The sequence below is a fragment of the Hafnia alvei genome, assembly GCF_034424155.1.
Taxonomy (GTDB): domain Bacteria; phylum Pseudomonadota; class Gammaproteobacteria; order Enterobacterales; family Enterobacteriaceae; genus Hafnia; species Hafnia alvei.
This window is the reverse complement of sequence record NZ_CP139992.1, coordinates 3439490-3453157: the sequence shown is the minus strand read 5'-3', so window position 1 is coordinate 3453157 and position 13668 is coordinate 3439490. Positions and strand designations below refer to the sequence as shown.

Sequence of the window (13668 nt, the reverse complement as noted above, 5' to 3'; positions counted from 1 at the left end):
GGCAAAATTCTTTGGTCATGTAATTCCATCTATCGATGGAAGGATGTTTTTTATCTCCGGTATAGAAAAAACTTAGTGCACGGATTTTGTGGATGATTAATCTGATTATTTGGCCTTTCCCAATTAAAATTTCCAGAACGGAAGCTTTTTTCTAGTTTATGAATGGTGCGATTTATATCTGCTTACATTCGTTTTGATGATTGGCAACAAATTTCTCAGAGAGACAGATAGCATGGAGATAGAAAAAGACGTACTTCTCTTTTTCTTTTAAGGAACATCTCTTTTAACTTAGCTCGGTTTATTTATAAGGATATTGCAATGCCTACTCCATGTTATATCGCCATCCAAGGTAAAACTCAGGGAAATATTACGTCTGGCGCATTCACTTCTGATTCTGTGGGTAATATTTACGTTCAGGGCCATGAAGACCAAATGTTGGTGCAGGAATTTGAACATATTGTGACTGTACCAACCGATCCGCAATCAGGTCAGCCTTCTGGTCAACGTGTTCATAAGCCATTTCGTTTCACCGTTGCGTTGAACAAAGCCGTGCCTTTGTTATATAACGCATTAGCTTCAGGTGAGATGTTGCCGAAAGTTGAGCTGAAATGGTATCGCACCTCCATTGAAGGGAAACAAGAGCACTTCTTCTCAACCATTCTGGATGATGCCACTATCGTTGATATTGATTGCCATATGCCACATTGCCAAGATGCCGTTAAAGCTGAATTCACTCAGCTAGTCAAAGTGTCTTTGGCATACCGTAAAATTACTTGGGAACATACCGTTTCCGGTACTTCTGGTGCCGATGACTGGCGTGCACCAAGCGAGTCTTAATATTGGCTTAGCTTGTGTGGTAAGCATAAAAAATCAAAGCTACCGAAAGGTAGCTTTGTTATTGGTAGCTTTGTTATTTGGAAAGAAGTTTAATCTTGTAACCAGCGCGAGATCTGGCTAACGATGCCTGCTGAATCTAACTCAATTTCATGCAAGGCTTCAGCCTGAGTCCCCTGTGGGATAAATTTATCCGGTAAACCAAGGTTTAGTACAGGAACGAGCTTACGTTTCGCCATCAGCAGTTCATTCACGCCGCTGCCAGCACCGCCCATAATAGCATTTTCTTCTAGCGTCACCAGTACGTCGTGCGTGGCGGCTAGTTCCAACACCAATGCTTCATCGAGTGGCTTAACAAAGCGCATGTCAGCAACGGTGGCATTTAACTGTTCTGCGGCGACTAAGGCATCTGGCATCAGCGTGCCGAAGTTTAATATGGCGATCTTCTCGCCCTGACGACGAACAATGCCTTTGCCAATCGGCAGACAGGCTAAAGGCTCTAGCGTAGCGCCGGTGCCTGAGCCGCGTGGGTAGCGTACTGCCGTTGGGCCATCCTGATATTGATGTCCGGTATGCAGCATTTGGCGGCATTCATTTTCATCACTTGGCGTCATGATGACCATGTTAGGGATGCAGCGCAGGAATGAGATATCAAAGGCACCCTGATGCGTTTGGCCGTCCGCACCTACGATGCCGCTGCGATCGATAGCAAACATAACCGGAAGTTTTTGCAGTGCCACATCGTGAATGACTTGGTCATAGGCACGTTGCAGGAACGTGGAGTAAATGGCAACAACCGGTTTATAGCCACCGATGGCTAAACCAGCGGCGAATGTCACGGCGTGCTGCTCGGCAATCGCAACGTCAAAATATTGCTGCGGGTATTCTTTAGAGAATCGCACCATGCCAGAACCTTCGCGCATGGCTGGCGTGACCGCCATCAATTTGCTGTCATCAAGCGCTGTTTCACACAGCCAATCGCCAAAAATTTTGGAATAAGTGGGTAAGCCACCGGCATTTTTGGGCAAGGTTCCGCTGGCTGGATCGAATTTAGGTACCGCATGCCAGCTGATCGGATCCTTTTCGGCAGGGGCATAGCCTTTGCCTTTTTTGGTCATAATATGCAGCAGCTGTGGGCCTTTTAAATCACGCATATTTTTTAGCGTGGCGGCCAAGCCTTGCACATCATGCCCATCAACGGGGCCAATGTAGTTGAAACCGAGCTCTTCGAATAAGGTTCCAGGAACAACCATGCCTTTAAGGTGTTCTTCGGTACGTTTAACCAGCTCTTTAATGGGTGGCAAGCCGGAGAGTACCTTTTTCCCGCCTTCACGCAGGCTGGAATAGAGTTTGCCGGAGAGCAATTGGGCCAGATGATTATTCAACGCGCCCACGTTCTCGGAGATCGACATTTCGTTATCATTCAGAATAACGAGCATGTCTGCCTTGATATCACCTGCGTGGTTCATGGCTTCAAAAGCCATACCCGCTGTGATAGCTCCATCGCCAATAACACAAACCGTGCGACGATTTTTGCCTTCACGCTCGGCGGCAACGGCCATCCCCAATCCAGCACTGATGGATGTTGAAGAGTGGCCTACGCTGAGCACGTCGTACTCGCTTTCATCGCGCCATGGGAATGGATGTAAACCGCCTTTTTGGCGGATGGTTGCAATGCGATCGCGGCGCCCGGTCAGGATCTTATGCGGATATGCCTGATGGCCGACATCCCAAACCAGTGAATCAAATGGGGTGTTGTAGATATAGTGCAGCGCGACCGTGAGTTCTACGGTGCCTAGCCCTGAGGCAAAGTGTCCGCTAGAGCGGCTAACGCTATTGAGCAGATACTGACGAAGTTCGTCGCACAGCTTTGGCAGGCTTTCTTTCGGCAGTAGGCGAAGATCGTTAGGATCTTCAACCAGTGCGAGTGTCGGGTATTTGGCGATATCAAAACTCATTAGCGGCTCATGTCTGAATTACATTTTTCAATATATACCCGTCATATGCCAAGCTGCATATCGTTGTCTAAGGCGTTGGCCTGACTGCAACTCGGATTATTTCGGGTATAGACTCCAACTCATCGGCGTTTAACGTGCGCGAAGGGCGGTTTCTATTTTTATTGGCTTAATTATCGCGCTCAATGATGAAACTGGCTAAGGATTTTAACGCCAGCGTATCAATGCTGTGGTGTTGCTCAAGCTCTTCAAGAACATGTATTGCATCTTTGTACAGATCGAGCGCTTTATTTTGGGCCTGTTCGAGGCCGAGCAATGCAGGGTAAGTACTTTTCTCTAATTCTTGATCTGAACCCTGAGGTTTACCCGTTTTAGCGCTATCGCCGATCACATCTAAAATGTCGTCTTGGACTTGGAATGCAAGCCCGATGGCCTGAGCATAGCGATCTAACAACGGTAGCGCAGCGCGTCCGGCATCACCAGCGGCCAAAGCCCCCATTCGAATCGCACAGCGAATTAATGCACCCGTTTTGTGGCTGTGAATTTGCTCAAGCGCCTGCAAATCAACGTGTTTGCCTTCGGCTTCTAAATCTAACGCTTGTCCACCGCACATGCCTGCCACGCCGCTGGCCTGTGCCAGTTCGCTAAGCATCGCCAATCTATCGGTCACGGCAACCGCAGGCATTGGGCTATCAGCCAAAATGGAGAACGCCAGCGTTTGCAGCGCATCGCCGGCCAAAATCGCGTGGGCTTCGCCAAATTTAATATGACTTGTAGGCTGGCCACGGCGGAGATTATCGTCGTCCATTGCGGGTAAATCGTCATGCATCAGCGAATAGGCGTGAATGCATTCAACGGCCGCAGCGGGGGCGTCTAGATTATCTAATGAAAGGCCGAACATTTCGCCGGTGGCATACACCAAGAAAGGACGAAGACGTTTTCCGCCGAGCAGCGCGCCATAGCGCATCGCAGCAACCAGCTGCCCATCAGAAAAGGGCAGTGGGTCAATATAGTGTATTAACGCGGCATCGGCGCGTTGATGATAGGTTTTGAGTAACTGTTCAAAAACAACCATGTTTTATTCTTGATCCGCGTTAAAAGGGGATAAAGGGGCGTCCTTATCGTCATTGAGTAGGATCTGTACGCGCTGTTCAGCCTGTTGCAGCGTCTGTTGCCCAAGACGAGCAAGCTGAACGCCACGTTCAAACTCATTGAGCGCGTCTTCTAATGGCAGTTCGCCAGATTCTAAATGAGTCACAATCTGTTCTAGTTCGCTCAGAGCTTGTTCAAAGCTAGGCGCGGCGGGTGCTTTTTTTGCCATAGTCGTCTTATCTTCGCTGTTCTGTAATGGTGTTCTGCAATAAATAGCGGTTCTGCGATGGAGTGACAGAATTTTTTGCCACGTTACCGGAGTCTGTAGGACTTGGCAAATTACGGATTTTAAACTCGTGAGATGAGGTTCAGTGCGCCAGTGAGCAAGTTAGTGCTATACTGCGCGCCTTGTACATTGCGTCCTCAATTTCTAAGCATGCAGTGTAAGCCCTTTTAACGTAAATCACGACGAAATAGCCACTGCCATCATGAAGTTTATCATTAAATTATTCCCAGAAATTACTATCAAAAGCCAATCAGTGCGTTTGCGCTTTATTAAGATCCTGACCGGGAACATTCGCAACGTTCTGAAAAAACAAATTGATGAAGTGGCTATCGTACGCCATTGGGATCATATCGAAGTTCGCGCTAAAGATGAAAGCCGCACCGAACAGGTTCGTGACGCTTTAACGCGAATCCCTGGGATCCATCACATTTTAGAAGTTGATGACTGCCCTTACACCGATATGCACAACATCTTTGAGCAAACGCTCGAAATGTACCGTGACAAGCTGGAAGGCAAAACCTTCTGCGTGCGTGTTAAACGTCGTGGTAAGCATGATTTTACGTCGATCGAAGTTGAACGCTACGTCGGTGGCGGTCTGAATCAGCATATTGAAAGTGCGAAGGTCAAACTGTCCCATCCTCAGGTGACCGTTCATCTGGAAATTGAAGACGACCGCCTGCTGCTGATTAAAGGCCGCTATGAAGGCTTAGGTGGCTACCCAATCGGTACGCAGGAAGATGTGCTGTCGCTGATTTCCGGCGGCTTCGATTCGGGTGTTTCCAGCTATATGCTGATGCGCCGTGGTTGTCGCGTACATTACTGCTTCTTCAATCTGGGCGGTTCCGCGCATGAAATTGGCGTCAAACAAGTCGCTCATTATCTGTGGAATCGTTTTGGCAGCTCCCATCGTGTGCGCTTTGTTGCCATCGATTTTGCCCCGGTGGTGGGTGAGATTTTGGAAAAAGTCGATGATGGCCAGATGGGCGTTATCCTCAAGCGTATGATGATGCGTGCGGCGTCGAAAGTTGCAGAGCGTTATGGCGTTCAGGCTTTGGTCACCGGTGAAGCACTGGGACAAGTTTCAAGCCAAACGCTAACCAACCTGCGTTTGATTGACGGCGTGACTGACACGCTGATCCTGCGCCCGCTGATTTCACACGATAAAGAACATATCATTGATATGGCTCGTGAAATTGGGACTGAAGATTTTGCCAAAACCATGCCTGAATTCTGCGGTGTGATTTCAAAAAGCCCAACCGTAAAAGCCGTGAAGTCCAAGATTGAAGCCGAAGAAGAAAACTTCGATTTCGACATTCTTGAACGTGTGGTGGCCGAAGCGCAAAACATGGATATCCGTGAAATTGCCGAGCAAACCAGCGAGCAGGTTATTGAAGTTGAAACCGTTGATGCATTAAGCGGCGATGAAGTGGTTCTGGATATCCGTTCTAACGACGAACAAGAAGACAAACCGCTGAAGATTGAAGGGCTAGAAGTGAAAAGCCTGCCATTCTACAAACTGGCGACCCAGTTTGGCGATCTCGATCAGAACCGCAACTATGTGTTGTACTGCGATCGTGGCGTGATGAGCCGCTTGCAGGCGCTGTATCTGAAAGAGCAGGGATATAACAACGTTAAGGTGTATCGCCCGTAATTGAACCCCCTCCCAGCCTCCCCCTTCGCAGGGGGAGGGGCAGACCGAGCACTTAAAGTAGAGCTAGGTTCGGCTCCCTCCCCTGAGAAGGGGAGGGTTGGGGTGGGGATTGCGTGCTACCACTCCTGATAGTCATAGATCCCCGATGCGGGAATTAACTGGGCTGCCACTTCGGCGGCTTTTTCTTTGCCTAAAAGTACGTCGATAATTTTTAGCGCAAAGTCGATACTGGTTCCTGGCCCTTGGCTGGTCAGCAGGTTAACGCGCTCATCGAAATAAGCGCGTTTGTCGATCCACTGATTCTCGGGGATCTGATCTTTTAGCGTTGGGAAACAGGTGATATTTCCTATTGGGAATAGCTTGTGGTGAGCTAATACTAATGCGGGAGCGGCGCAGATTGCGGCGACCAGTTTTCCCTCAAGATGCATTTGGCGCACCTTCTCAACGACCAGTTCACTGTCTCGAAAACACTCAGCGCCTTGCATTCCACCGGGCAAAACAATGACGTCATAAGACTCATCGGCAACCTGAACCAGCGGTTTATCCGCTAACAGTTTTACGCCGCGTGAGCAGGTTATGACTAATTCGCCATCGCTGGCAGCACTTGCCGTAGTGACTTTAATGCCCGCGCGAACAAGCAAGTCAATGGTCGTTACTGCTTCGGTTTCTTCGCTACCAGGAGCCAGACACACCAGAGCCGATGCGCTCATAGGTTTGTTCCTTTCGTTTAATGGTTTCAAAAATATGGGCATTCTCAGTGACGCTAAGTCCATGCTTGCGCGCTGCCCTGAGCAGATAGCCAGTGATGTAATCAATTTCAGTATGTCGCTGAGCCTGCACGTCTTGGTACATTGAAGAGTAATTATCGGCGGTCATGCACATCACGTTGGTCACGTAATGCAGCAAGCTTTCGGGAGACGTTCGATACCCTTCAGCCTCCATTACCTCGGAGATTTCTTTTACAATGGCTTCTACGTGCGGCATGTATTTTTGCAAATCGCCGTTGCGGCAGTTATAGATAACTGACAATGGATTAATGACGCAGTTAACGGCTAATTTTTTCCAGATAGCGGGCATGATATTGTCATGCCAGGCCACATCAGGAAGTGCCTGATGCAAGACTTCTGCAATGTTGCTTTGCCCAATAGCCGCTGAATTCGTTGGACCGATATGTGTCGTGCCCGCGGCAACGTGGATAATCGTATTGCCATCACGGCGCGCCGCGTGGGTGGTGACCCCTTGAAATAGGGGCTGTTCAATCAGGTTTGGAAACTCATCCTGGCTGCCCATCCCATTATGTAGCAGGATAATTCGGCAGTGAGGGGGAATTTTCGCCAGTAATGGAACCAAACCGTTATAAACCTGCCAAGCTTTTAGCGTCACTAATAAGATTTGGCTTTCCGCTAAATGTAGAGGGTCGTTCGCCGCTAGGTTTTTATTGTATGACTGTCCGTTAAGTTGGATGATGTTAACCGGACAATAGGGCTGAGGTACGCGTAACCAGCCTTGAACATCGTGCCCAGCTTGTTCTAATGCCGATAACCATAGCTGCCCTAGCGCCCCGCAACCAAGAACTGTTATTTTCATTTGGCCTCCTTCCCGATACATCAGGCGATTTGCGCGCAAAGCAGAAATATTCAATCTAAGCAGTATAAACTTTTATGACGCAGATCGCAGTGAGAAGCATCGGTTATGGTGTAAGGACTGTGGCTGGTCTTGCATCGCCGGAGGAAGCCGCTATTATGCTCGGCATTCAACCGAGAGGAGATTTAACATGCCTTCATTCGATATCGTTTCTGAAATTGATATTCAAGAAGTTCGTAACGCCGTAGAGAACGCTTCACGTGAGCTAGGAACTCGTTGGGATTTTCGCAACGTTGAAGCCAGCTTTGAGCTGAATGAGAAAAATGAAAGTATCAAAATCTCCAGCGTCTCTGATTTTCAAGTCAACCAGCTCGTGGATATTATGCGCGAAAAACTGGCGAAACGTGGCATCGATGGTGCTGCATTAGAGATCCCTGAGCAGATTGAACATAGCGGCAAGACGTACAGCATTGAAGCCACGCTGAAAAAAGGCATTGATAGCGCGATGGCGAAAAAAGTCATCAAGCTGATTAAAGACAGCAAGCTGAAAGTGCAGGCGCAGGTTCAGGGTGAACAAGTGCGTGTAACGGGTAAATCACGCGATGATTTGCAGGGCGTGATGGCGCTTATTCGTGGTGCAGATTTGGGACAACCGTTCCAGTTTAATAACTTCCGCGATTAACGCTGGGTTTTGAATCAGATATTCGATCTGCTCCTCCCCCTGCGAAGGGGGAGGCTGGGTGGGGGTCATGGAAGGGAACAATACCAGAGCTAGACTGTCTGCCCCGCCACAAACAACTCAATGTCTCCACGGTTTGTGAGCTTAGAATCAATCTTCACATACGCCGTTTTCTCTTCAGGAATCAGTACCACATCAGCCACGCCGTGCAGTTGCTTAAGCGCCTGCTCTAATTCCGGCGTTGCAGGGATCGCATCGGGAATAACAATGCGCAGGCTACTGACGTAGGGCGGCTCTTTCATCGTCATGCTGACCGCAAGCCAGATCACGGCTAACACTGCGCACCCGGTAAACACGGTTGCAGCGCCGTTATGCGAATACAAGAATCCACCTAAGCTTCCGCCGATGGCCACGCCGAGAAATTGGCTGGTGGAATAAATTCCCATCGCTGTGCCTTTATAGCCCGCGGGTGACTCTTTGCTGATCAGCGAAGGCAATAACGCCTCCATCACGTTGAAGGCTATAAAGAAGACTTGGACGCCAAAGATGATGCCCCACAGATGTAAATCGGCGTACCAAAGGATCACCTCAGCGGCGAGCATTAAAATAACGCATACCTGAAACACCTGCTTCATACGGCGTTGTTTTTCTGCATAGATGATGAAAGGGATAACGCAGACAAACGCGATCAGCATGGTAACTAAATAGACTTTCCACTGATTATCTCGTGCTAGACCGGCTTCTTCCATCAGCGGTGGCAGTGCCACAAAGCTCGACATCAGTAAGATATGCACGCACATAATGCCGAAGTTAAGCTTAAGCAACCGGCCGTTTGCCAGCACTTTGCTAAAGCTTCCCTTCACCATGCTGGATTCACGGTTCAGCACGTGATGGCGCGGCGTTGGGATGCAAAACAGTGTGATGATAACGCCACCTAATGCTAACAGCGCGATCATCCAGAAAAGGCCAGAGAGGCCAACGGCATGGGTAATAATTGGGCCTGCGACCATTGCAATGGCAAAAGTGACACCAAAACTGACGCCGATAAATGCCATCGCCTTAGTGCGATTTTGCTCGCGGGTTAAATCGGATAGTAGCGCCATAACAGCGGCGGCAATCGCCCCCGAGCCTTGTAATGCACGGCCAAGGATCACGCCCCATATTGAGTCTGTCATGGCCGCAATAGCGCTGCCGAGAGCAAATATGAGTAGCCCGCCGACGATGAGCGGTTTACGACCAATTCTGTCAGAGAATAGGCCGAATGGGATTTGGAAGACGGCCTGTGTTAAGCCATAAATCCCAATCGCGATCCCGATTAACGTTTCGGAAGCGCCCGCTAAAGACATGCCATAGGTGGTGAGCACCGGCAAAACCATAAACATCCCAAGCATACGCAATGAGAATACGGTTCCTAGACCCCAGGTGGCTTTCCGTTCCTCTGGTGTCATCTGAAAATCATTCATTACAACCTCAGTTTCTTTTAGTGCGGGAACAACCCAGCGTTATCACTGCGTTGAAATTATTCTTGTTATTGGTGCTTTCTAATGAACATTGCTCTGATGGCAATTGGTGGTAAGCATTCCCGAGGAATAGTATCTATTGTTATTACAGCCGAGCTAGATTACTTGACCTGACCCGTTTTGAACAGACTCAGGACGAAGTGGGGGAGGGGAAAAAAGAAAGCCGGATGAGATATCCGGCTTTTCACGATTAATCATTAAGGCTCAATGATCAACGCAGCATTGTAAGCAGGCTTTCTGTTGCCGGAGACTGGAAGTCAACCGACATCATGACGCTCAGGCAAGTGATGGTCACGATGGAGAACACAAACAGTTTGCGTGCCCATACGCGATCGTCCACCGCTTTTTTATAGCCAGAGAGCGCCATACCTAACCACCACACGCTTACCGCCGCTGCAACAACCAGATATTTATAGCCCGCATACCCGCCAAGAGACAGCATCAGCGTAGCAACCATAAACGCCACGATATATAGCGTAATGTGGTTTTTCGCTACCGAAATCCCTTTAACCACCGGCAATACGGGAATATTGGCGGCTTGGTAATCCTTGAAGCGGAAGATGGCAATCGCATAGGAGTGCGGCATCTGCCACAGGCTGAAAATAGCCAGTAGGATTAGCGCGCCAGCGTCGAATTCGTTGCTGACGGCGCAGTAGCCAATAACAGGAGGAGCTGCGCCAGACAGGCTGCCAATCAGCGTGCCGTATACGGAATGACGCTTCATATACAGGCTGTACACGCCAACGTAGACGATGAAGCCAATCACTGCTAACAGCGCGGCTAATGGATTAGCCGCAACATATAACAATGCAACACCGGCAAGGCCCAACAGCGTAGCGTAGGTCAATGTCACTTTAGGTGCGATTAACCCTTTCACCAAAACGCGGTTTTTGGTTCGCTCCATAATTTTATCAATGTCTCGGTCAATGTAGTTATTAAATACACAGCCCGAGGCGACAACCAGCGACACGCCAACCATGGTCGCGATGAACAGGGGAACATCTAAGCTCCCCTTCGAGGCCAGGAAGAATCCACCGATAACCGAAATCAGGTTACCGAAGATAATGCCCGGTTTTGTTACTTGCAGGTATTGCTTCATCATCACAGGCAGCTCTTTAGTGGACCATCATATTGATGTTGAGGTTGTACATAATCCAAAGTGAGCCAACGACAACAATGGCGATAATCAAGGCGGTAAATGCCAGAGCTATCAGGTTCCAACGCTCTTCAGACGAGGTGTTCATGTGCAGGAAGTACACCAGATGAACAAAAATCTGAATCACAGCCATCGCAACCACGGTAATCAAAATCGTTTGGTGCGACGCGGTACCTTCCATCACCATCCAGAACGGGATAACCGTGAGGATGACCGACAGAATAAAGCCAATCATGTAAGACTTTGCGCTGCCGTGGCTAGCACCGTTGTTGTCTGTAGAATGGTGACCCGTTGTAGGTGAGTGACTCATTACATTGCCCCCATCAGATAAACTACGGTGAATACGCAGATCCACACCACGTCCAAGAAGTGCCAGAACAGGCTCAGACACATCAGGCGAGTACGGTTACGCGCGGTCAGGCCTTTTTTGCCTACCTGAATCATCATCACGATAATCCAGATCAGGCCGCTGGTAACGTGGATACCGTGCGTGCCAACCAAGGTAAAGAAGGCAGACAGGAATGCACTTTTGTCAGGGCCAAAACCTTCGGCAATCAGGTGATGGAATTCGTAGATTTCCATCGCGATGAAGCCAGCGCCGAACAGGAAGGTCAAACCTAACCATGTATTTACGGTGCCTACTTTACCTTTGTTCATCGCCAGCATGGCGAAGCCATAGGTGATGCTGCTAAATAACAGCAGGAAGGTTTCAACCAACACAAACGGCAGTTCAAAAATATCTTTGCCGGATGGGCCGTCAGCGGTGCCGTTGACCAAGACTGCATAGGTTGCGAACAAGCTCGCAAACAGAATACAGTCGCTCATCAGGTAGACCCAGAAGCCGAACACTTTCGTGTCACCGGCGTCGTGGTGCCCATGCTCCGCATGGGCCTCCTGACCGTGAGTATGATGTAAAGTATCAGTTGTCATATTTCACGCCTGCTTTGCTAATTTGTTCAAAGTGTTGGTTCTCAATACGTTCAATTTCAGGAACTTGAACGTAGTAATCAACATCATCGTTGAAGCTGTGCACGATCCACGTGGCAATCATGCCCAGGAAGCAGACAATCGCCAGCCACCAGATGTCCCAAATCATGGCAAAACCAAAGACGAGGCTAAAGCCTGCAATGATGACGCCTGCGCCCGTGTTACGTGGCATATGAATGGGTGCATATTTCTCTGGTTTCTTATAAGCGATACCTTCTTCTTTCAGCTCCCAGAATGCATCACGCGAATGAACCTGTGGTTCGATAGCGAAGTTATAGAACGGCGGTGGAGAAGAAGTTGACCACTCCAGCGTACGGCCGCCCCATGGATCGCCAGTCAGGTCGCGGTTCTGATCGCGGTCGCGAACAGACACGAAAATCTGAATCAGCTGGCAGGCAATACCACATGCAATCAGCGCAGCGCCGCCCGCAGCAACCATCAGCAGAGGATGGAATGCAGGGTCAATTTGCTGGCTCAGACGACGAGTCATGCCCATGAAGCCCAAGCCGTACAGCGGCATGAAGGCAACGAAGAAGCCGATGATCCAGAACCAGAATGCGCGTTTGCCCCAAGTTTCGTTCAGCGTGAAGCCAAATGCTTTCGGGAACCAGTAAGTCATACCGGCGAAGCAACCGAATACCACACCACCGATGATCACGTTATGGAAGTGTGCAATCAGGAACAGGCTGTTATGCAGAACAAAGTTTGCACCTGGAACCGCTAGCAGAACCCCGGTCATACCACCTACGGTAAAGGTGATAATAAAGCCGATAGTCCACAGCATCGCAGAGTTAAACACGATGCGGCCTTGGTACATGGTGAACAGCCAGTTGAAGATTTTTACCCCGGTCGGAATCGAGATAATCATCGTGGCTATACCGAAGAACGCATTGACGTTTGCGCCTGACCCCATGGTGAAGAAGTGATGCAGCCAAACGATGAACGACAGGATGGTGATACACACGGTCGCCCATACCAGCGAGGTGTAGCCAAACAGACGTTTCTTACAGAAGGTTGCCACCACTTCGGAGAACACACCGAAGACTGGCAGAACCAAGATGTACACTTCCGGATGGCCCCAGGCCCAAATCAGGTTGATGTACATCATCATGTTGCCGCCCATATCGTTGGTGAAGAAATGGGTGCCGAGGTAGCGGTCAGCCGTCAGTAAAGCAACGGTAACGGTTAAAATCGGGAAGGCAGCAATGATCAGAACGTTGGTGCACAATGCGGTCCATGTGAAGACCGGCATTTTCATCAGCGACATGCCAGGGGCACGCATTTTGATGATAGTGGCAAAGAAGTTAACACCCGTCAGCAAGGTACCTAAGCCGGATATCTGTAGACTCCATATCCAGTAATCGACCCCTACGCCAGGGCTGTACTCCTTACCTGATAGCGGTGGATAGGCCAACCAACCGGTTTGAGCAAATTCACCCACACCCAGCGACAGGTTGATCAGAACCACACCGGCAACGGTGAACCAGAAGCTGAGGTTGTTCAGGAATGGGAATGCAACGTCGCGAGCACCGATTTGCAGCGGTACAACGACGTTCATCAGACCTACCACGAACGGCATCGCCACGAAGAAGATCATGATTACGCCGTGAGCGGTGAAGATCTGATCGTAGTGGTGCGGTGGGAGGAATCCGGCTTCACCGGCGGACGCAAGCGCCTGCTGGCTACGCATCATGATGGCATCGGCAAAGCCGCGCAGCAGCATGACAAACGCCACGATGATATACATGATACCCAGACGTTTATGGTCAACCGAGGTTAGCCACTCCGTCCATAGGTATTTCCATTTTCCAAAATAGGTAATCAAAGCCAGAAGGGCCAGACCGCCTAAGATAATGCCGGCAACCGTAACCATAACAATCGGTTCATGGTACGGGACGGCGTCGAGTGTTAGTTTTCCAAACAT

At 49.5% G+C, this 13668-nt stretch carries 13 protein-coding genes; 3 read left to right on the top strand and 10 right to left on the bottom strand.

What is annotated here, in order from left to right; genetic code table 11:
* Positions 1-318 precede the first annotated feature (318 nt).
* Positions 319-837, top strand: a complete 519-nt coding sequence (locus U0008_RS16140) for an Hcp family type VI secretion system effector (protein ID WP_004096682.1) — start codon at positions 319-321, stop codon at positions 835-837.
* Between the two features lie 89 nt (positions 838-926).
* Here U0008_RS16140 and dxs read toward each other — a convergent pair whose 3' ends face one another.
* The 3 genes from dxs to xseB form a co-directional block, all read right to left on the bottom strand.
* Positions 927-2792, bottom strand: a complete 1866-nt coding sequence (gene dxs / locus U0008_RS16135; RefSeq protein WP_025800020.1) for a 1-deoxy-D-xylulose-5-phosphate synthase — start codon at positions 2790-2792, stop codon at positions 927-929.
* 166 nt (positions 2793-2958) lie between these two features.
* Entirely contained in the window at positions 2959-3864 is a 906-nt protein-coding gene (gene ispA / locus U0008_RS16130; protein ID WP_043495027.1) for a (2E,6E)-farnesyl diphosphate synthase, read from the bottom strand.
* Positions 3865-3867: 3 nt separating this feature from the next.
* Positions 3868-4110 carry an exodeoxyribonuclease VII small subunit gene (gene xseB, locus U0008_RS16125; RefSeq protein ID WP_025800016.1) on the bottom strand — a complete coding sequence of 81 codons (243 nt, stop codon included), beginning with the start codon at positions 4108-4110 and terminating at the stop codon, positions 3868-3870.
* A gap of 259 nt (positions 4111-4369) precedes the next feature.
* Between xseB and thiI the strand changes: the two genes are divergently transcribed.
* Positions 4370-5818 (top strand): tRNA uracil 4-sulfurtransferase ThiI, encoded by a 1449-nt coding sequence (gene thiI / locus U0008_RS16120; protein WP_043495025.1) that lies wholly within the window; start codon positions 4370-4372, stop codon positions 5816-5818.
* Positions 5819-5934: 116 nt separating this feature from the next.
* On the opposite strand, the gene yajL is transcribed toward thiI, so the two are convergent.
* Together yajL and panE are read right to left on the bottom strand one after the other, a co-directional pair.
* The gene (gene yajL, locus U0008_RS16115; protein ID WP_025800012.1) at positions 5935-6528 is read right to left on the bottom strand and encodes a protein deglycase YajL; all 594 of its coding nucleotides are present in this window, start codon (positions 6526-6528) and stop codon (positions 5935-5937) included.
* Positions 6491-7405 carry a 2-dehydropantoate 2-reductase gene (panE, locus tag U0008_RS16110; RefSeq protein ID WP_025800010.1) on the bottom strand — a complete coding sequence of 305 codons (915 nt, stop codon included), beginning with the start codon at positions 7403-7405 and terminating at the stop codon, positions 6491-6493. Before panE ends, yajL begins: the two co-directional genes overlap by 38 nt.
* 187 nt (positions 7406-7592) lie before the next feature.
* Here panE and U0008_RS16105 point away from each other — a divergent pair, with 187 nt between their 5' ends.
* A complete protein-coding gene (locus U0008_RS16105; RefSeq protein ID WP_025800008.1) occupies positions 7593-8084 on the top strand; it encodes a YajQ family cyclic di-GMP-binding protein in 492 nt (163 codons plus the stop codon).
* A gap of 89 nt (positions 8085-8173) precedes the next feature.
* On the opposite strand, the gene U0008_RS16100 is transcribed toward U0008_RS16105, so the two are convergent.
* The 5 genes from U0008_RS16100 to cyoB all read right to left on the bottom strand — a co-directional run bounded on the left by U0008_RS16100 (position 8174) and on the right by cyoB (position 13668).
* Positions 8174-9544, bottom strand: coding sequence for an MFS transporter (locus U0008_RS16100; RefSeq protein ID WP_043495019.1), 1371 nt, complete (start codon positions 9542-9544; stop codon positions 8174-8176).
* A 268-nt stretch (positions 9545-9812) separates the two neighbouring features.
* Positions 9813-10703, bottom strand: coding sequence for a heme o synthase (cyoE, locus tag U0008_RS16095; RefSeq protein ID WP_025800005.1), 891 nt, complete (start codon positions 10701-10703; stop codon positions 9813-9815).
* Between the two features lie 13 nt (positions 10704-10716).
* A complete protein-coding gene (locus tag U0008_RS16090) occupies positions 10717-11067 on the bottom strand; it encodes a cytochrome o ubiquinol oxidase subunit IV (RefSeq protein ID WP_004091690.1) in 351 nt (116 codons plus the stop codon).
* Positions 11067-11687: a cytochrome o ubiquinol oxidase subunit III gene (locus U0008_RS16085; protein ID WP_025800001.1), complete on the bottom strand. Its 621-nt coding sequence runs from the start codon at positions 11685-11687 to the stop codon at positions 11067-11069. The genes U0008_RS16090 and U0008_RS16085 overlap by 1 nt, the downstream gene beginning before the upstream one ends.
* A complete protein-coding gene (gene cyoB, locus U0008_RS16080) occupies positions 11677-13668 on the bottom strand; it encodes a cytochrome o ubiquinol oxidase subunit I (protein ID WP_040044358.1) in 1992 nt (663 codons plus the stop codon). The genes U0008_RS16085 and cyoB overlap by 11 nt, the downstream gene beginning before the upstream one ends.

Bases quoted from the DNA above. Each gene is read 5' to 3' on its own strand.
- cyoB (WP_040044358.1), bottom strand. From the start codon at position 13,668: ATGTTTGGAAAACTAACACTCGACGCCGTCCCGTACCATGAACCGATT.
- dxs (WP_025800020.1), bottom strand. From the start codon at position 2,792: ATGAGTTTTGATATCGCCAAATACCCGACACTCGCACTGGTTGAAGAT.
- panE (WP_025800010.1), bottom strand. From the start codon at position 7,405: ATGAAAATAACAGTTCTTGGTTGCGGGGCGCTAGGGCAGCTATGGTTA.
- U0008_RS16100 (WP_043495019.1), bottom strand. From the start codon at position 9,544: ATGAATGATTTTCAGATGACACCAGAGGAACGGAAAGCCACCTGGGGT.
- U0008_RS16085 (WP_025800001.1), bottom strand. From the start codon at position 11,687: ATGACAACTGATACTTTACATCATACTCACGGTCAGGAGGCCCATGCG.
- thiI (WP_043495025.1), top strand. From the start codon at position 4,370: ATGAAGTTTATCATTAAATTATTCCCAGAAATTACTATCAAAAGCCAA.
- xseB (WP_025800016.1), bottom strand. From the start codon at position 4,110: ATGGCAAAAAAAGCACCCGCCGCGCCTAGCTTTGAACAAGCTCTGAGC.
- yajL (WP_025800012.1), bottom strand. From the start codon at position 6,528: ATGAGCGCATCGGCTCTGGTGTGTCTGGCTCCTGGTAGCGAAGAAACC.
- cyoE (WP_025800005.1), bottom strand. From the start codon at position 10,703: ATGATGAAGCAATACCTGCAAGTAACAAAACCGGGCATTATCTTCGGT.
- U0008_RS16090 (WP_004091690.1), bottom strand. From the start codon at position 11,067: ATGAGTCACTCACCTACAACGGGTCACCATTCTACAGACAACAACGGT.
- ispA (WP_043495027.1), bottom strand. From the start codon at position 3,864: ATGGTTGTTTTTGAACAGTTACTCAAAACCTATCATCAACGCGCCGAT.
- U0008_RS16140 (WP_004096682.1), top strand. From the start codon at position 319: ATGCCTACTCCATGTTATATCGCCATCCAAGGTAAAACTCAGGGAAAT.
- U0008_RS16105 (WP_025800008.1), top strand. From the start codon at position 7,593: ATGCCTTCATTCGATATCGTTTCTGAAATTGATATTCAAGAAGTTCGT.